A 17,379-nucleotide genomic window follows, 5' to 3' on the forward strand; every position below is an offset into this window, starting at 1 on the left:
GTACACAATTCCCGTGCAAAAAGAAAAGTGTCAGATGCAGGAGGTCCCACATCTGACACAAGGTCATAAAATTTATGTCAAGCTGACAAATCAGCTTATTTCTTCAAAAGACGGGCTGACCATATCCCTTCTGCAGTTTCTACTCGTACGAAGTAGAATCCAGCAGGAAGTCTTGAGATATCCAACTGCTTATCGAAAGCTTTTTCTTCCAATTGCAGCATAGTTTGTCCTACCAAATTGATCACAGAGATCTTTTCCATTTGCAGGCTGGCATCCAGTCTGATTTGAGTTTGAGCAGGGTTAGGATACATCTTGATTGCATCAGCAGGAAGCAATTCAGGAATACCAACTGTGCTTTCTACCAGACGTACAGTAATGGTATCTATAGAAACAGTAGCATTGTTGTCAACAGAAGTGATAACAATTTCTACGAATTCTTCTCCTTCAGAATCTGTATCACCAATGATTTCCAATGGAAGAGCAACAGAATCATTTTCACAACCAGAAACAGTGAAAGTACTGTCAGTCCAGTTGAAGTCCGTTCCCGCGGTAGCTGTAGTACCAGCACCCAATGCAACAGAAATAGTAGTGGTATCAGGATTGTTGTTGGAAGTAACTACTACGATATCAGCAGTACTTGTAACGGTATCAGAAACCGTTTTTCTGTCAGTGTAGAATCCTACAACAGGATTACGTGCTACAAAATCAGACAGACGGCTTGGGAGGATCTGGTGTCCACCTAATGGAGGATCATCTCTGTCAAACTGAGTTCCCAGACCGGTTATGTTCCACCAGTTTCCAGAAGGAAGCGGGGTACCATTGATATCTGTATCTGAGTCAATTCTTACGATAAAGGTATCCACTCCGTTAGTGAAGTCTATGTTGACACTTCCACCTGCAGTGGTTGGCCAATCAGCAGTATCAATGATAGCTACACAACCTAAGGTAATGTATTCTGATTCAGTAGACTCATCAAGCATAGATACTTCTCGTGGAGTTTGCAATGCATTCCCTTGAGAAATAAGAATGATTTCTGAAACAAATATTTCTGCCAGACCGTTGAAGTTAGCTACCTCTCCCTGGGCAATGATTTCATCACCTTCCGTTACCTGGTAACCACTAGGGGCATCATTGAAGTTGAAGATATTGATACCACCTGTGCTGTCAATCAGGTAGAAAGAGTAACCGTTATTTCCGTCATAATCGATTCCGTGAACGATTCCTTGAACCTGAGCCACGACATCAACAGAGTCGGTAATACCATCACCGTCTGAATCCCCTGTAAGTACACCAATCGGATATTGTGGAAGATCATTGTCTTCTACAGTAATCGTTAATACACTATCAGCACCTAAAACAGCACCATTTGTTGGATTGCTAAGTTCCAGTACGATGGTTTCGTCTCCTTCAACATCATTATCATCAGTAAGTGCTATTGTCAAGGTATCAGTGGTATTCATTGCGTCCAGAGAAATGGTCGTATCAGCCCAGCTAAAGTCAGTACCACTGGTCGCTGTGGAAGTTCCCAAACTTACGGTAACCATAACTGTATCAGCATTAGCAGCTGAAAGTTCAACTACTACTTCTGCTGAACCGTCTCCTTCATTGACTATGATAGCAGTACTAGCGAAATCAACTTCTGGATTCATCGCTGGAGGTTCGCAGTTACTAGTATGCATACCTATATCAGCAGCATCATTGATAGGATATACGTCCCATTGGGTAGAACTTAAAGCCCAGTCGGTAGTTCCCCCATCGACACTGGCCTTACGTCTTAAGGTAAAGTTTGCTGTAGCACCGGTATCTACTGGCCAGGAACTGCCAGGATCTACACCAAGTATACCAAAGATATCAAGGGTATCACCCGTTGCTACATTCAGCAATACAAGCACATCATCCCCATTGAAAAAAGTAATAGAATGTGTAGTATCAGCGGCAGCTAAAACAGCGGCATCAGCAGAAGCGTTAGCAGCTACATAAACGTCATAGGGCGCGAGCATACCTGGAAGATCTAGCGTATCAGGGTCCGTAGTCCCACCATTGTTGAAGCGGTGAACCTGATAATCTGTCAGATCAATAGCAGTTGCTGTTGGATTGTAGATTTCGATCGCTTTGTTGTTACCGGAACCTTCTATGTACTCAGAAAGGAATAGATCTGAGCAAGGCACAGGTGCACAAACAGATGTATGCATCCCTAGATCAGCGTCATCATTGGTAGGGAATACATCCCACTGGCTTGAACTTAGTGCCCAGTCTGTGGTTCCATTTTGAACGCTCATCATACGCCTCAGGGTAGTGTTTGCAGTAGAACCCGTTCCTACTGGCCATGAACTTCCAGGATCGACCCCTAGTACACCAATTATATCCAGGGTATCACCCGTTGAAATATTAATCAAGACAAGTACATCGTCTCCATTGTAAAAGGTAATAGAATGGGTTGTATCAGCTGCAGCAAGAATAGTAGCATCTGCAGAAGAGTTGGCAGCTACATAAACGTCATAGGCAGCGAGCATACCTGGGAGGTCCAGCGTATCCGGGTCTGTAGTCCCACCATTGTTGAAGCGGTGAACCTGATAATCAGTCAGGTCAATCGCCATGGAACTCGAATTGTAAATTTCAATGGCTTTATTATTCCCCGAGCCTTCAATGTATTCGGAGAAGAAAAGATCTCCACATTGAGACCATACTGGTTGCATGAAAGAGAATGCAACCAGAAAAAATAGTAACGGTTTAATGTTCATATTGATTGTGGTTAAGGTTTTAGGTTTATGGTTTGGTTAGAGTATGTGTGAAGACTGCCAAAATAGTAATTAAATTCCGGTAGTTTCAAATTCTAAAATTAACATATAGTAAATTTTTCTCTCTCAGCATTTTAGTCAGGATAAATTAGTGAGCATTTTATACTTGTAGGCTCTACCTAAAAGTCTTAATTTCAGGCAAATTTGGTGTTGAATGAAAGCAGTGATTCCGGTAGCAGGTGTGGGAACCAAATTACGTCCCCATACACATACACAGCCCAAGCCTCTAATCCCTGTGGCGGGGAAACCTATCCTTGGCCATATCATTGATAATTTGATAGAGGCCGGGATCAAAAAGCAGGTCTTCATCATTGGATACCTTCGAGAGAAGATCCAGGAGTATGTGGAAACTGCCTATGAAGGAAAAATAGAAATGGAGTTTGTCGTGCAGGAGCCGCGCAAGGGGCTTGCCCATGCCTTATGGACCTGTAAAGATGTTCTCGCCAATACAGATGATATCCTCATCAATTTGGGAGATACCATCTTTGACAAAGACACCCCCAAAATCATGGATCAAGAGGGTTCTATCCTCGCCGTTCAACAAGTGGAAGATCCGCGTGAATTTGGCATTGCGATCCTGGGTGGAGATGGATTTGTAAAGAAACTTAGTGAAAAGCCAGATATCCCTACCAGCAATCTCGCCCTGGTTGGCATGTATAAAATCAGCCAGGTAAAACTTTTGCTGGAAGTCCTGGATGAGATGATGAAAGACGGGGTACAGGAAGATGAAGAATATGCCCTGACCGATGCCTTGATGGATATGGTGCAAAGGGGACATAAATTCAAAACACATACGGTTGAGAACTGGTTTGATTGCGGCCGTATGCAAACCTTGCTCCTGGCAAATAAAATTCTGCTGGAAAGATCAGGCTCTCATATGCCCGGCAAGTATCCGGACTGCGTGATCATACCTCCGGTATTTATTCCTGATTCCTGCGAAATCAGCCAATCGATCATAGGTCCTTATGTAGCTATAGCTGAGCATGCCCATATCGACAATTCCATCATTTCCAACTCCATACTCGGTGCCTATTCACGCCTCGATTCTATCATCCTTCGCAAATCCGTAATCGGTAATGACACCAGCCTTCGCCAAAAATCTCTCAGCATAAATATCGGCGATAATACAGAAATCGACTTCGAACAATAATGGCCTATATCTACCACCTTATTCCTGCAAAGGAATGGGAAAAAGCTCTCCAAAGGGACAGTTACAAAACAGAATCTCTCAAAACTGAGGGTTTTATTCATTTTTCCACCAAAAAACAGGTAATCGGCTCCGCGAGCAAGCATTACCCAAATGAGGATAGCCTGGTGTTATTAGCCGTCCACGAAAAGCGGGTAAAAAAGCACCTTAAATGGGAACCCTCACGCAATGAGGAATTATTCCCCCACCTCTATTCCAAAATCAATATGGAGTGGATCGACACGACCTTTCTACTCAGTAAGAATGGAGAGGGAGAATGGGAGTGGGAGTAGGAAGTGTTCTTGTGTTCTGGTGATCTGGTGATCTGGTGTTCTGCTTTGGCAGAATATGCAAGGAGAACACTTGAAAACGAAAGCAAATGAAAACATTATTTAACTGTTACACATATCATCACCTGACCGGCTTCAATGGCATTGGCAATTTGCTGACCGCCTTTGAGGACTTGTGCTATGGAGAAGTTCTCATCTTCTACTTTGATGATTTTGATCTCTCCGATTTGTTGTGTGCGCATAAGGGTGGTTCCATTGGAAAGGGTTTTGGGCATGCGAATGGAAACAGATAGTTTCTGATTTTTCTTAAAACCAGCCATAGCCCCTCCAGATACCAGCACCAGTTTAGCCTGGCTTCCTTTGTGCTCCGTGATTTCGACCAGTTCTGCTTCGAGCTTGAAGTGTTTCTGAATGAACTTTTTGGTCTTATTCCCCAGAATCTTCATGGCATTTTCCATGGCTTCTTCAGGAGTTTTCGCATTCCTTACAAAACTACCTACGCCTCCACCAGCTAGTACATCATTGCCTATTCGCATTTGTTTGGAAGCAATGATTTGTCCGGTTTTTGGTTCGGTGATTTTCAGGCTGACATTGATATAAGCTTCATAGGTAAAGCTTACTTCGCCCGTTTCCTCATTGGTTTTCGAATTCTCTTTTACCTCAACCCCCAAAATGCTGCCTTCCATGACATAGTCGGTAGTTGCCATACCTGCGCTAAAGCCAGGAGAATTCTCCCCTAATACTTCAACACGTTTGGACGCTATAGCTCCACTATAGGTATATTGACTTACTCTTTCGGCTACACCATCATCTACCATTCCCGCAACGGTAAAGGGAGTGATTTGCAGACTTTTCTTTTTGACTTGAGAGAATGTAGAGAAAGGAAAAATGAGAAGAAGAACGATTGAAGTGATAAGGTATCTCATGAAATTGGCTTTAGGATTATGCACTGATATACTGTGATTGTTTTCAATGCTTGGTATCCTAAGTCTTGCATTTCGTAACCTCTGAAATCAAGAAAGCAGGAAGAATCTTCCTGCTTTCTTTTTGTACCCGCGGATGGATTCGAACCATCGACCTTTGGTTCCGGAGACCAACGCTCTAATCCCCTGAGCTACGCGGGCGGGAGTGCAAAGCTAATACATTTTCTTTTCTACGAAAAGGGAATGAGGATTAAAAACGTGTTTGGTTGTTATTGTGTTCCTGTATTCTAGTGGATACTTCCAGAACACGAGAACACCAGAACACTCTTCCAGCTTTTCCTTATTTTTAAGGCTCCATTCGCATTTACGAAACATGACCAAATATTGTAGTCTTATCATTTTGTTCTTTGCTTTACTCTCTTGCGGCCCCAAAGAAGATGCTCTACGCATTGCCTGTGTAGGGGATAGTATCACTTTTGGGAGTGGAATTCGATTTAGGAGCTGGAGAAGCTATCCGGCACGCTTGCAAAAATTGATGGGAAGAGATTTTCGAATAGGAAATTTTGGAAAGAGTGGAGCGACTTTGCTGGAAAAAGGAGATTTGTCATATCGTGTACAGAAAGAATATGAAGAAGCCCTTAGCTTTACCCCAGATATTGTGATAATCAAACTGGGAACCAATGATAGCAAGGACTATAATTGGGAACATGGGAAAGAATTTTACCAGGACTATATGAGCCTGATTGCTGCTTTCCGAAATGAGTTGGACAATCCCCGGATCATCATCTGCAAACCTGTACCGGTTTTTCAAGAGAATTGGTCCATAAGCAATGAGGTAGTCAGGGATGAAATCATTCCGATGATAGATGAGGTTGCGAAGGATGCAAAAGTTGAATTGATCGATTTGTATCGACCATTTAGCCAGAAAGCAGAGCTATTTCCAGATGGAGTTCATCCCAATGCAGCAGGAGCTTCACGACTGGCAGAACATATAGGGAATTATTTGGAAAACAATCCCGAGCTTAAATAAGTAATAGCTTTTATAGATGTTAATCAAGCATATTAAATCATAATGAAGTATATCACGCCAACTATCGCAGGCCTTTTGATGGGTCTCATCCTTTTAAGCGCCTGTACACTTACGGGCAAAAATGGGAAGGATGCAATGGAAAAAGCTCCGGTAATGGAGCAAAAATTGAGTGCTGAAGAATTGGGAAAACTCAAGAAAGCCTATTTCGCGAGTGGATGTTTCTGGTGCGTTGAAGCCATATTTGAATCCGTCATCGGAGTGAAAGAAGTAGTTTCCGGTTATGCAGGGGGAGAAATTGATAATCCCAGCTACCGTCAGGTCGCATCTGGCCAAACCCGTCATGCAGAGGCTGTAGAAGTTTACTATGATCCGGAATTGGTAAGTTATGAAACCCTACTCCTGGTATTCTTTGATTCTCATGATCCGACTACCCTCAATCGTCAGGGCCCGGATAGAGGACCTCAATACCGTTCTGCCATCTACTATATAGGGGAAACAGAAAAAAATCTGGTTGAAGCCTATATTCAGAAGTTGAAAGATGAAAAGGCTTTTGATGGAGAAATAACTACCGAAGTCAGTCCTTTCACCAAATTCTGGAAAGCAGAAGAATATCATCAGGACTTCGAAAGAAAAAATCCTAACCAGCCTTATGTAAGAGCGGTATCTATTCCTCGCTTGAATAAATTTAAAGCCAAGCATCCGGAATTGCTTAAGAAAGAACACTAGAGAAGATATATATCATATAATGGTTGCGGCAGGTTCTGACCTTGTCGCAACTGTTTTTGTTTTATACCTTTGGTTATATGCGTTTTACGAAAACCACACAGGAAAAATTGCAGACCATTCTCAAGGCTCAGGGCTATCATGTCCGGTATGAGCGGGGGAATTTTAAAGGCGGATATTGTATTGTACATGAGCAAAAGACCATCGTCATCAATAAATTTCATCCCCTCGAAGGCAAGATCACAACTTTGTCAGAGATCATAAAAAGCCTAAAAATAGATGGGGAAGTTTTGACAGAAGATCAAAACAAAATGGTGGACCGGATCAAAGGCAGCGATTGATATGAAGTTTAGCTTTTTGGGAACCGGCACCTCTTCCGGTGTACCCATGATCGCATGTGATTGCTACGTTTGTACTTCCAAAGACCCCCGAGACAAACGTCTGAGAACAGCGGGTTTATTGGAAAAGGGAAATACCCGAGTTGTATTCGATACCGGTCCTGACTTTCGCCAACAAATCCTACGATCAGGTATCAAAGAACTACAGGCAGTAGTTTTTACCCATTCGCACAAAGATCATATCGCCGGAATGGATGATATTCGTGCTTTCAACTTCTTCATGAAGCAGGACATGAATATCTATGGAACCTCTATTACTCTGGATCGGGTAAAAATTGAATTCTCTTATATTTTTGAGGCAGCAGACTATCCCGGAGTTCCCCGAGTCCAGATTCATGAAATCGATGAAAATCCATTTAGGATAGGAGATATTGATCTGACTCCTATCCCCGTCTTGCACAAAGAAATGGAAGTCTATGGATTTCGTTCAGGAAACTTTGCCTATGTAACTGATGCGAATTACATCTCGCCAGAGTCAATGGAAAAGCTCCGAGGTCTGGATGTGTTGGTACTCAATGCCCTTCGCTGGCAAAAGCATTATTCCCATTTCACCCTGGATGAAGCAATAGAAATTATCGAAGAACTCAGGCCTCAAAAAGCCTATCTGACGCATATCAGTCATCAATTGGCTACCCATGAAAAACTACTAGAATATTTGCCTAAGGGAATTGAGCCAGCTTATGATGGTTTGGAGATTGAGGTGTTCTAGGGTTCTGGTGTTCATGTGTTAGGCAGGAAACAATCAACAATAACAGCAGAACACCTGCGCAGGTTTATCCCCTCTTATCCACAATCCTACTCAACTTCCCTCCCTGACTGCGGGGAATTTCTCCAAAATGGCAAATCTCCACACTCATACTGATGCCAATATTATCCTTGATCTTTTTACTAAGCTTGGCTGAGAGTTCAGTGCAGAGTTCGGTTGAGGAAAGATTTTGACCGAGAAGGTCATTGGAGACTCTTTCGTCTAGTTCGACTTTTAAGGCTACTTCATCCATGGTTTTTTCCCGACTCACGATGAGCTGATAGGAAGGTGCGAGATGAGGGAAAGCAGGGAGTAAGTCTTCGACCTGTGTATGAAAAAGATTTACGCCCCTAATTATAAGCATATCATCGCTACGCCCTTTGATGGGAGACATCTTTATATGGGTTCTTTTGGCATCTGAATCATAATAGATGCTGCAAATGTCATTGGTCCAATAGCGTAAAATGGGAAGTGCCTCTTTCGTAAGGGTCGTAAAAACCAGGACTCCTTCTTCTCCATAGGGCAAAGGTTCGCCCGTATCTTTGTCTACTATTTCCGGAAAAAAATGATCCTCCCAGATATAGCTGCCACTTCCTTTTTCTTCAAAATCTTCCTGAGATACTCCGGGTCCGATGATTTCACTTAATCCATAGATATTGGTTGCATTTACTTCCAGACTTGCTTCTACCTGTTGGCGAATAGCTTCCGTCCAGGGTTCGGCGCCCAGAATGGCATATTTAAGATTTAGGCTATCGAGAGATATGCCTCTTTTCTGTATTTCCTCTCCCAATGTTTGTGCATAAGAAGGCGTACAACAAATCACTTCTGGTTGAAAATCCTGCAGGATCATCAATTGGCGATCGGTCATACCTCCTGAAACCGGAATTACGGCCATGCCTAATTTAGTTGCGCCTCCATGCATTCCCAGACCTCCGGTAAAAAGTCCATACCCATAGGCATTATGAAGCTTCATTCCCTTCCTTGCACCCGCACACACCAGGGAACGGGCTACTACCTCATCAAATACCTCCAGATCATGACGATTGTAGCCAACTACAGTTGGTTTGCCTGTAGTCCCACTTGAGGCATGTATTCTCACTACTTCCTCCTTAGGAACCGCAAAAAGATCGAAGGGATAGTTATCTCTCAGGTCTGTCTTTTTGGTAAAGGGTAGCTTATGTAGATCCTCAACTCCTTTAATATCAGCGGGTTTTAAACCTCTTTCATCAAATACCTTTTTGTAAAAAGGCACATGTGTGTATTGCCTTAGCAGCATTTGTTGCAGGCGTTCGTTTTGAAGCTTGCGGAGCTTATCGAGGGGAAGAGTTTCTATTTCTTTGTTGTACATGGGAGGGGATTAATGTGCGCTTGTGTTCGGGTGAAAACAACTAAAACACGAGAATACCAGAACAACTGTCTTATTTCTTCTCAAATCTCGCCAGCGCCTCTTTGGTATAATCACTCAGCACCAGTCGCCCAGACATCTCAGCTCTTTTCTCCAGCAATTCATCCCAGTCTTCCGTTCCTGCCCAAATAACCTCTTTGAGCATGCGCTGTGCTTCTGGATTACTGCTCGCCAGATTATCTGCAAGCTCCAGGATAGCTTTGTCCAGTTCTTCCGGCCAATCAAAAACCTCTGTATACAGTCCTTTTTCTTTGGCCCATTGTGCGGATTGGAATTCGGTAGCATTGATGGTAAGCTGAGAGAAAGCAGAGCTTCCGATCTTCCTTTCGACTGCAGGTCCAACAACAAAAGGTCCTATGCCCACTGCCAATTCACTGAGCTTTATCCCTGCATATTTGCTGGCCAAACAGTAGTCTACTGCTGCTGCCAAGCCAACTCCCCCACCTACAGCTTTTCCCTGTACACGTCCAATGATGAACTTTGGGCATTTACGACAGGCATTGATGACATTGGCGAAACCCATGAAGAATTTCTTGCCCGTTTCGAAATCATTGATAGTGATGAGCTCATCGAAACTGGCACCTGCACAAAAAGTGCGATCTCCTCCACTTTTGAGGATGATGACTTTTATCAACTCATCCTGACCGGCTTTTGTAATGGCAGCAGCAAGCTGCGACAGGATATCTCCGGGGAGAGAGTTGTGGGCCGGATGGTAGAAGGTGATGACGGCGATGCCGGGTTTTATTAGTTCGGTACGAACGAAAGGGTCCATATATTCTTTTTTAAGGAAGTGTTTTAGTGTTGTAGTGTTATAGTTTCATTTTTCAATAGTTGTGCGGAGATACCTCAAGAAGCCTAGAGTTAAAGACAGGGTATTTGAAAGGTGCAACTTTATTTTATTCAAATTTTCCTTATCAGCATACTCAAGATCTTCCAATATATAAAGCATACTTTTTACTTCTAAGGCTGAACTTTGAGAATATTCAAGGAATCTAATGAATTCCTTATTACTATATCTTCCAAAACCCTCTGCAATATTGTTCATTACAGATAATGATGCCCTTTTCAATTGGCTTTTCGTATCAAAATCCCTCCGAAGTTTTCCTTGTTCACATATTATAAAAACTTCTGTAACCAGCTTTCGTGCTTCTTTCCAACAATCCAGTTCTTCAAATCTGTTAATTTTTGCCATATACAATTTTTATTCTATATGACACCAAAAGAAACAGCTATATATACAACTACAACACTAAAACACTACAACACATTCAAATCTTTATTTAATCACTTCGTGATAAGCCCAAATTGCTCAAAATGATGATGAAAATGTTTCCGATTATAATTCTCCCACATCTCTTCATCGAGCATGCCAAAAACCGGATTGAATAGGGTCGCTGCCGGATTTTCTTTGAAAAGCGCATCTGATTCATCCATGGATTTGCGGAGGGCTTCTTTGGCTTCTTCCAGACTTCCGTATTTCAAGTCTTCCAGTTCTCCCTTTTTCAAAAGGGGATGTTGAAATTCTTTTGGCATACCTTTAAAATTGAAAAGCATCTCCTGGGTTTTTTCCATGTACTTTTCGGGCGTGGTCTGGGGTACTTCTATTTTGCCTAAAGCAATGTCATAGAAGTATTCCAAATGCTCTACCATATGCTGAGGTGTCAGGATTCCCCAGGAAGGTTTGGTTGATTCTGTTAGGGCATTGAGACTGGCATCTACCTTCTCGCGGCTAAATTCGAAGAAAGGATTTTTCTTTTGAACCAGGGTCAGTATGGTTGCCATGGCGACCAATTCACCTTCCTGATCGAAGATCTCTTCATACCATTTTACCACACCAGAAGGATATTCTCTGCCACGACTGTCGCGTTCTACTTTTTCTTTGCAGGTCAAACGTACTTGCAAGGTATCATTATGGTAGATGGGGCGAATGAAACGACATTCGTCCAGACCATAGTTTGCACCAACAGGACCTTTACCCGGATGAACAAACAAGCCTGCAGCAGCAGCCAAAATGAAATAGCCATGTGCAGCTCTTTTCTCAAATATCGACCCTTTAAGGGAGGTAATATCTGTATGTGCGTAGAAATGATCCCAGGTCAGATTGGCGAAATTGATGATATCACTATCTGTAATGGTACGCTTATGCGTAGTTATGGACATACCTGGCTGTATATCTTCGAAGTGATATTTAAAGGGATGTTGTGGCGCCTCCACAACTTTAGATCCGGATTGATAAATACCCGTAATGGCAGTCAAAGTAGTGGGAGTTCCCTGTACAGCACATCTCTGTAAATAATGCTTGATCCCTCTCATGCCTCCCATTTCTTCTCCGCCACCTGCTCTACCGGGTCCACCATGAACCAAAGTAGGTAAAGGAGAGCCATGTCCGGTACTTTGTTTGGCATTTTCTCTATTGAGTACCAAAATTCGTCCGTGATGACTAGCTGCACCTACGACAAAATCCCGGGCTTCCTGATCATCGAATGTTGCTATTGAACAACAAAGGGAGCCTTTGCCCATTTGAGCCAGTTCAATAGCTTCCTCCATATTTTTATAAGGCATAAGGGTACTTACCGGACCAAATGCCTCAATTTCGTGTACGCCTACATTTTCGAAGGGGGATTTCTCCAGCATCAAGATTGGAGAAAGGAAGGCCCCTTTATTTGCATCGGCATCTATTAGCTGAACTTCATCTAAAGAACCATATACAATCTTAGCGGTCTGAGCAATTTCCCCTACCCTTTCTCTCACTTCTTCGACCTGGTCTTTACTCGCCAAAGCTCCCATTCTAACTCCCTCCGCTAGTGGATTTCCAATTCCTACTTTCGCCAAAGATTTTCCCAGGGCGATTTGTACATCTTCTATCAAATGTTCTGGAACAATTACACGGCGAATAGCTGTACACTTCTGCCCGCATTTTGATGTCATTTCCTTGCGTACCTCTTTGATAAAGAGATCAAATTCGGGCGTACCTGGAACAGCCTTTTCCCCTAATACAGAACAATTCAAACTATCTGCCTCCATATTGAAGGGTACAGCTTCTGAGATGATCCGAGAATGAGATTTCAAATGACGACCAGTATCTGCAGAACCCGTGAAAGTAACTACATCCTGAGATTCAACTGCATCTAAAATCGTCCTCGCAGATCCACAGATCAATTGCAAGGCTCCTTCAGGCAATATTCCGGAGGCAATGATTTCCTTTACCACAGCCTCTGTCAAAAAAGAGGTAGCCGTTGCCGGTTTCACTACTGCCGGAACTCCTGCCATCCAATTACATGCACACTTTTCCAACATGCCCCAAACCGGAAAATTATAGGCATTGATGTGAATCGCTACCCCTCTTTTTGGCACCATGATATGATGCCCCATGAAACTTCCTCCACGAGAAAGATCGATCGGATCACCATCCACATGAAAACTCTGATTGGGGAAATTCTTCCTTAAAGAAGCATTGGCAAAAAGATTACCAAATCCCCCCTCTATATCTACCCAGCTATCTGCACGAGTCGCTCCTGTCTTATAACTAATTTCGTAGAATTGCTCTTTTCTTTTGTTGAGGTACAGGGCAAGTCGCTTGAGCATATTGCCTCTTTCCTGAAAGGTCATTTTACGCAGCGGATTCCCTCCGACCTTTCGACCATAAGCTAAAACCTCAGCCAGATCAATTCCATCTGTAGTTGCGGTTGCAATAAGCTCTCCATTTACTGCATTGTACAAGGGTTTTCCTTCTCCCTTTCCATCCATCCAGCTTCCAAGTACGTAATTTCCGAGTTTGTACATATTTCAGCGTATTAGGGTGTTTGTGTGTTTGGATGCTAGGGTTCTAAATCATTTACTAATACCCTAACACCCTAAAACACTCATACATTTAATCTCCCAAAATCTCCCTACTACTCCGGTACACAGTCCCTCGGAAATAGTAGAGCACTTCTTTTGTATGTTTATTTAAGACCTTGACATCAAAGTCAGCGGTTTTGTGTGTTACATTGAGGGCTGTGGCCTCTGCGATCAGTTCGTCGCCTTCTTTGGCTGATTTAGCATAGTTCATGCTGCCCTGAATCGAAACTGCCAATCTCCCATAAGAATTGGAGGCGAAGGCAAAGGCGCTATCAGCAAAGGTGAAGGCTATGCCACCATGTAAAATTCCATGGCCATTGAGCATTTCCTGTCGAACCTTCATCCCGATTTGGCAATGTCCTTCTTCTATCAATATAGGTTTGATGCCCAGCCATTGACTGCAATAGTCTTTTTCCATCATTTTCTCATAGATGGCCTGGGCTTTGGATTGGGAATCAGGCATGGTAACTTTCTTCTGATGGGAAAAAGTTAGTATTCTCTCGGGCCATCTTCCTCAATAAGGGACTGCATCTGTATCGGTCTTCCCTGTATTCTTCATACAGTGCATCCAGTTTTTCGACACAAGCTTCTATGCCCAATTCATCGGCCCAGGCAAGGAGGCCTTTGGGATAATTGACCCCTTTGGTCATGGCCAGGTCGATATCTTCCTTGCTAGCAATATTGAGGTGCAAAGTATCTGCTGCTTCATTGATGAGCATAACCAGGACACGATCCAGAATCATCTTTCCCTGCACCTCATCTTTATTGGGTAAAGGATTTTCAGCACCTTCCCGATAGTCATAAAATCCTCTTCCCGTCTTTCTGCCTAAAAATCCAGCCTCTGCCAGACGCTTTTGACTAAAAGAAGGTTTGTAACGAGGATCAAAATAAAAGGCATGAAAAACGGTTTCTGTAACGATGTAATTAACATCATGGCCAATGAAATCCATAAGCTGAAAAGGTCCCATTCGGAATCCTCCCAGCTCTTTCATCGCCCAGTCTATATCCGCTATACCGGCTAGTCCTTCATCGTATATGCGTAAAGCTTCCCCATAAAAAGGTCGAGCCACTTTATTGACGATAAAGGCTGGGGTATCCTTGGCTAGTACCGTCAATTTCCCCCAGGATTCAATGACTTTTCTGGATTGCTCCAAAACCTCAGGACTTGTCTGGACAGCCGGAATAATTTCTACCAATTTCATGAGCGGAGCGGGATTGAAGAAATGGATACCAATGAAACGATCCGGTTTTCTCAGGGCTGCTGCAAGTGCCGCTATTGAAAGAGAAGAAGTATTACTCGCGATGATACATTCAGGGCTCAGAATTCCTTCCAGACCTGAAAGCACCTTATGTTTGATCCCTAAATCCTCTACGATAGCCTCGATCACCAGATCTGCTCCAGTCATAGGCTCGACTTCCTCTGTATAGGTAATCTGATTTCTGATTCGCAGGGATTCCTCCATACTAACTCTCCCCTTCTCCACCAGTCTCAACATGAGTTTCCGTAGTTTCTCATGACTGCTTTCCAGCATTTCACCACTTACATCATAGAGAACCACCTCCCAGCCGGCTGTAGCTGCGACCTGCGCGATTCCGCTCCCCATGGTTCCTGCTCCGATTATGCCTAGTTTCATATTAATAGTGTTCTGGTGTTCTGGTGTTCTGGTGTTAGGGTCCAACTTGAACACCAGAACACATGAGCACCTCATTTTCCTTTAAACTCCGCTTTCCTTTTTTCTACAAAGGCCTGAACGCCTTCATTATAATCATAGGTCTCGAAGGCTGCGAGTTGAGTAGCTGTCTCCAGACTGAGTTGAGATTCGAGATTATTTGTGAGGGATTGATTAAAAGCTTTTTTGGTTAAAGCGAGGCCCTTTGTGGCCATTTTGGCCATTCTATGGGCAAGACTTAATGACTCACTCATGAAATCTTCTGCAGGCAGGACTTTGTAGATCATCCCCATTTTTTCCGCTTCAGTTGCAGAAATTTTATCGCCTAGCATACTGATGGCCAAAGCTTTTTGAAATCCAATAAGCCGAGGAAGGAAAAAAGTTCCTCCACTATCCGGAATCAAGCCTATACCTGAAAATGCCTGAATGAAGCTGGCTTTTTCGCTGGCAAGCACAATATCACAGGCCAGAGCTATATTCGCTCCTGCTCCCGCTGCTACTCCATTTACGGCTGCAATCACGGGCTTTTCAAGTTCTCTTATTTTGAGGATTATAGGTTTGAAATGCTCATCAAGAATTACCCGAAATCCCGGACGGTTTTCTTCATCGGTAATTTCTTTTAAATCCTGACCGGCACAGAAGGCTCTTCCAGTACCTGTAATAAGAACAGCCCTTACATCTTCCCTGCTTGCGCAAGTATCCAGAGCTTCCTGAAAAGCCAGAGCCAGTTCGCGGGTGACACTATTGAAAGCATCAGGCCGATTCAAGCTAATTGTTCCTACTCCCTCATTGATCTCGAATAGTAGTACAGACATGTAGATATAGACTTTATTTTCTTTATAGACATTTAAAGTAGTCGAAAGGCTCCAGACAATCTTCACACTTAAAGAGTGCTTTACAGGCCGTAGAACCAAACTGACTTACCATTATTGTATTTTTTGAGCCGCAATGGGTGCAAGTCACCATCTTTTTCTCACCCATCAAGGCTTTCTTATCTGCCGAAGCATCCAATGGAGCGGCTATCCCATATTCTTCTAACTTTCTTCTCCCCTCTTCCGTAATCCAGTCAGTAGTCCAGGCGGGAGCTAAAACCAATTTTATCTTTGTTTCATAGCCCCTTTTTTTCAAAGCCCTCACAATATCATCCCCAATCACATCCATGGCCGGGCAGCCAGAATAGGTAGGAGTGATACTCACTTTCAATTGTTTTCCTTCTACCTCAATATCCCGTACAATCCCCATGTCCATGATGGACAAAACAGGAATTTCAGGATCGGATACCTCATAGAGATAGTCCAGAATCTCTTTATGTTGTTCGGCAATTACCATTTCATATCGGGATAGGTCCGCTGCATATATTGAAGGTCAGCCAGAATGTATCCTAATTCTTCTGTGTGAATGCCTTTTTTTCCACCTCCCTGATGCCAGGGAGTATCCGGAATCTCCAAAGTAGCTTCAGACATCACTTCTCTGATCGTTTGGATAAATGCTTCTTTTACCTGCTCAAGGTCCGCTCCAATCTTATTCTCCTTCATCTCTTTGTCTATCTCCGTCTCTTCGAATAACTCCCCAGAGAATCGATAGAGGTGATTAACAGCCTCCTGCATCCTGGCATGACTTTCCTCTGTACCATCTCCCAATCTTATTACCCACTGACTGGAAAAACGGAGATGATAGCTAACCTCTTTCAAAGATTTTGTTGCGATAGCAGCTATTTGAGGATCGAGACTTTGAGACAATTCTTCCAAAAAGGGTTTATGAAAGGCATCAAACAAAAATTGACGAACAATCACATAAGCAAAATCTTTATTTGGCTGCTCGACCAATAAGGTATTCCTGTATTGATTCGGGTAGCGAAGAAAAGCGATTTTATCTTCTGTAAGTTCTTCTCCTTTTAATTCTGCAGCATATTGGAAATAGCTTCTCACCTGTCCGAATAAATCCAAAGAAATATTGGTTAAGGCTATATCTGTTTCCAGGCTAGGACCATGTCCACAAAGCTCAGACAATCTATGCCCCAGGATCATGGAATTATCTCCTATCGAAAGTAAATATTGATACAGTTGATCCCGCATGGCTACATGTGTTTTAGTTCTTCTGGCAAATCATAAAAAGTCGGATGACGATAAACTTTGTCCTTGGCAGGTTCAAAGAGTTCGCCGCTGTTTTCCGGATTGGAAGCGGAAATGTGTTTGGATTCAACTACCCAAATACTTACTCCTTCACTTCTTCGAGTGTAAACGTCCCGCGCATTTTCCATCGCCATTTCAGCATCAGCAGCATGCAGGCTTCCTACATGGCGATGCTCCAAACCATTTTTGCTTCGAACAAACACTTCCCAAATGGGCCATTCTTTTTTATTCATGATTTA

Annotated in this window: 18 protein-coding genes and 1 tRNA gene; 6 read left to right on the forward strand and 13 right to left on the reverse strand. The window is 43.1% G+C overall.

The genetic code is table 11. The annotated features are described in order from the left end of the window. Nucleotides 1-95: 95 nt before the first annotated feature. Complete coding sequence (locus R8P61_12995; GenBank protein MDW3647977.1) at nucleotides 96-2,741, reverse strand: lamin tail domain-containing protein; 2,646 nt, start codon at nucleotides 2,739-2,741, stop codon at nucleotides 96-98. A gap of 211 nt (nucleotides 2,742-2,952) precedes the next feature. Here R8P61_12995 and R8P61_13000 point away from each other — a divergent pair, with 211 nt between their 5' ends. Both R8P61_13000 and R8P61_13005 read left to right on the forward strand, forming a co-directional pair. Beyond that, nucleotides 2,953-3,948: a sugar phosphate nucleotidyltransferase gene (locus R8P61_13000; protein ID MDW3647978.1), complete on the forward strand. Its 996-nt coding sequence runs from the start codon at nucleotides 2,953-2,955 to the stop codon at nucleotides 3,946-3,948. Then, nucleotides 3,948-4,277: a DUF952 domain-containing protein gene (locus R8P61_13005; GenBank protein ID MDW3647979.1), complete on the forward strand. Its 330-nt coding sequence runs from the start codon at nucleotides 3,948-3,950 to the stop codon at nucleotides 4,275-4,277. The genes R8P61_13000 and R8P61_13005 overlap by 1 nt, the downstream gene beginning before the upstream one ends. 95 nt (nucleotides 4,278-4,372) lie before the next feature. On the opposite strand, the gene R8P61_13010 is transcribed toward R8P61_13005, so the two are convergent. After that, the gene (locus R8P61_13010) at nucleotides 4,373-5,200 is read right to left on the reverse strand and encodes a hypothetical protein (protein MDW3647980.1); all 828 of its coding nucleotides are present in this window, start codon (nucleotides 5,198-5,200) and stop codon (nucleotides 4,373-4,375) included. 124 nt (nucleotides 5,201-5,324) lie between these two features. Further along, nucleotides 5,325-5,398: transfer RNA gene (locus tag R8P61_13015), tRNA-Arg, on the reverse strand. 172 nt (nucleotides 5,399-5,570) lie between these two features. Here R8P61_13015 and R8P61_13020 point away from each other — a divergent pair. From R8P61_13020 to R8P61_13035, 4 genes are all read left to right on the forward strand, one after another. After that, entirely contained in the window at nucleotides 5,571-6,227 is a 657-nt protein-coding gene (locus R8P61_13020) for a GDSL-type esterase/lipase family protein (GenBank protein MDW3647981.1), read from the forward strand. 42 nt (nucleotides 6,228-6,269) lie between these two features. Next, nucleotides 6,270-6,953 carry a peptide-methionine (S)-S-oxide reductase MsrA gene (gene msrA, locus R8P61_13025; protein MDW3647982.1) on the forward strand — a complete coding sequence of 228 codons (684 nt, stop codon included), beginning with the start codon at nucleotides 6,270-6,272 and terminating at the stop codon, nucleotides 6,951-6,953. 77 nt (nucleotides 6,954-7,030) lie between these two features. Next, nucleotides 7,031-7,291 (forward strand): hypothetical protein, encoded by a 261-nt coding sequence (locus R8P61_13030; GenBank protein MDW3647983.1) that lies wholly within the window; start codon nucleotides 7,031-7,033, stop codon nucleotides 7,289-7,291. A gap of 1 nt (nucleotide 7,292) precedes the next feature. Further along, complete coding sequence (locus tag R8P61_13035) at nucleotides 7,293-8,057, forward strand: MBL fold metallo-hydrolase (protein ID MDW3647984.1); 765 nt, start codon at nucleotides 7,293-7,295, stop codon at nucleotides 8,055-8,057. A 64-nt stretch (nucleotides 8,058-8,121) separates the two neighbouring features. Here the strand turns inward: R8P61_13035 and R8P61_13040 are convergent, their stop codons facing one another. The 10 genes from R8P61_13040 to paaB all read right to left on the reverse strand — a co-directional run bounded on the left by R8P61_13040 (nucleotide 8,122) and on the right by paaB (nucleotide 17,373). Further along, nucleotides 8,122-9,441: an AMP-binding protein gene (locus R8P61_13040; protein MDW3647985.1), complete on the reverse strand. Its 1,320-nt coding sequence runs from the start codon at nucleotides 9,439-9,441 to the stop codon at nucleotides 8,122-8,124. Nucleotides 9,442-9,511: 70 nt separating this feature from the next. After that, on the reverse strand, nucleotides 9,512-10,270 hold the full coding sequence (locus tag R8P61_13045; protein MDW3647986.1) for an enoyl-CoA hydratase/isomerase family protein: 759 nt from the start codon (nucleotides 10,268-10,270) through the stop codon (nucleotides 9,512-9,514). A 45-nt stretch (nucleotides 10,271-10,315) separates the two neighbouring features. Further along, nucleotides 10,316-10,690 (reverse strand): four helix bundle protein, encoded by a 375-nt coding sequence (locus tag R8P61_13050; protein ID MDW3647987.1) that lies wholly within the window; start codon nucleotides 10,688-10,690, stop codon nucleotides 10,316-10,318. Between the two features lie 92 nt (nucleotides 10,691-10,782). Further along, nucleotides 10,783-13,281: a phenylacetic acid degradation bifunctional protein PaaZ gene (gene paaZ / locus R8P61_13055; protein ID MDW3647988.1), complete on the reverse strand. Its 2,499-nt coding sequence runs from the start codon at nucleotides 13,279-13,281 to the stop codon at nucleotides 10,783-10,785. A gap of 88 nt (nucleotides 13,282-13,369) precedes the next feature. Then, the gene (locus tag R8P61_13060) at nucleotides 13,370-13,801 is read right to left on the reverse strand and encodes a hotdog fold thioesterase (GenBank protein MDW3647989.1); all 432 of its coding nucleotides are present in this window, start codon (nucleotides 13,799-13,801) and stop codon (nucleotides 13,370-13,372) included. Further along, the gene (locus R8P61_13065; protein ID MDW3647990.1) at nucleotides 13,794-14,972 is read right to left on the reverse strand and encodes a 3-hydroxyacyl-CoA dehydrogenase NAD-binding domain-containing protein; all 1,179 of its coding nucleotides are present in this window, start codon (nucleotides 14,970-14,972) and stop codon (nucleotides 13,794-13,796) included. Before R8P61_13065 ends, R8P61_13060 begins: the two co-directional genes overlap by 8 nt. 71 nt (nucleotides 14,973-15,043) lie before the next feature. Continuing rightward, nucleotides 15,044-15,823 (reverse strand): enoyl-CoA hydratase-related protein, encoded by a 780-nt coding sequence (locus R8P61_13070; protein ID MDW3647991.1) that lies wholly within the window; start codon nucleotides 15,821-15,823, stop codon nucleotides 15,044-15,046. Nucleotides 15,824-15,845: 22 nt separating this feature from the next. Further along, nucleotides 15,846-16,337 (reverse strand): 1,2-phenylacetyl-CoA epoxidase subunit PaaD, encoded by a 492-nt coding sequence (paaD, locus tag R8P61_13075; protein ID MDW3647992.1) that lies wholly within the window; start codon nucleotides 16,335-16,337, stop codon nucleotides 15,846-15,848. Beyond that, nucleotides 16,331-17,083, reverse strand: a complete 753-nt coding sequence (gene paaC, locus R8P61_13080; GenBank protein MDW3647993.1) for a 1,2-phenylacetyl-CoA epoxidase subunit PaaC — start codon at nucleotides 17,081-17,083, stop codon at nucleotides 16,331-16,333. The genes paaD and paaC overlap by 7 nt, the downstream gene beginning before the upstream one ends. Nucleotides 17,084-17,085: 2 nt before the next feature. Then, entirely contained in the window at nucleotides 17,086-17,373 is a 288-nt protein-coding gene (gene paaB, locus R8P61_13085) for a 1,2-phenylacetyl-CoA epoxidase subunit PaaB (protein ID MDW3647994.1), read from the reverse strand. Nucleotides 17,374-17,379 lie beyond the last annotated feature (6 nt).

This window comes from Bacteroidia bacterium (assembly GCA_033391075.1).
Classification (GTDB): Bacteria; Bacteroidota; Bacteroidia; order J057; family J057; genus JAWPMV01.

Coding starts and splice junctions, on each gene's coding strand:
- R8P61_13010 (MDW3647980.1), bottom strand. CDS start 5,200: ATGAGATACCTTATCACTTCAATCGTTCTTCTTCTCATTTTTCCTTTC.
- R8P61_13030 (MDW3647983.1), top strand. CDS start 7,031: ATGCGTTTTACGAAAACCACACAGGAAAAATTGCAGACCATTCTCAAG.
- R8P61_13045 (MDW3647986.1), bottom strand. CDS start 10,270: ATGGACCCTTTCGTTCGTACCGAACTAATAAAACCCGGCATCGCCGTC.
- R8P61_13065 (MDW3647990.1), bottom strand. CDS start 14,972: ATGAAACTAGGCATAATCGGAGCAGGAACCATGGGGAGCGGAATCGCG.
- R8P61_13005 (MDW3647979.1), top strand. CDS start 3,948: ATGGCCTATATCTACCACCTTATTCCTGCAAAGGAATGGGAAAAAGCT.
- R8P61_13040 (MDW3647985.1), bottom strand. CDS start 9,441: ATGTACAACAAAGAAATAGAAACTCTTCCCCTCGATAAGCTCCGCAAG.
- R8P61_13035 (MDW3647984.1), top strand. CDS start 7,293: ATGAAGTTTAGCTTTTTGGGAACCGGCACCTCTTCCGGTGTACCCATG.
- R8P61_13070 (MDW3647991.1), bottom strand. CDS start 15,823: ATGTCTGTACTACTATTCGAGATCAATGAGGGAGTAGGAACAATTAGC.
- R8P61_13060 (MDW3647989.1), bottom strand. CDS start 13,801: ATGCCTGATTCCCAATCCAAAGCCCAGGCCATCTATGAGAAAATGATG.
- R8P61_13050 (MDW3647987.1), bottom strand. CDS start 10,690: ATGGCAAAAATTAACAGATTTGAAGAACTGGATTGTTGGAAAGAAGCA.
- paaB (MDW3647994.1), bottom strand. CDS start 17,373: ATGAATAAAAAAGAATGGCCCATTTGGGAAGTGTTTGTTCGAAGCAAA.
- R8P61_12995 (MDW3647977.1), bottom strand. CDS start 2,741: ATGAACATTAAACCGTTACTATTTTTTCTGGTTGCATTCTCTTTCATG.
- msrA (MDW3647982.1), top strand. CDS start 6,270: ATGAAGTATATCACGCCAACTATCGCAGGCCTTTTGATGGGTCTCATC.
- R8P61_13020 (MDW3647981.1), top strand. CDS start 5,571: ATGACCAAATATTGTAGTCTTATCATTTTGTTCTTTGCTTTACTCTCT.
- paaZ (MDW3647988.1), bottom strand. CDS start 13,281: ATGTACAAACTCGGAAATTACGTACTTGGAAGCTGGATGGATGGAAAG.
- paaC (MDW3647993.1), bottom strand. CDS start 17,083: ATGCGGGATCAACTGTATCAATATTTACTTTCGATAGGAGATAATTCC.
- paaD (MDW3647992.1), bottom strand. CDS start 16,337: ATGGTAATTGCCGAACAACATAAAGAGATTCTGGACTATCTCTATGAG.
- R8P61_13000 (MDW3647978.1), top strand. CDS start 2,953: ATGAAAGCAGTGATTCCGGTAGCAGGTGTGGGAACCAAATTACGTCCC.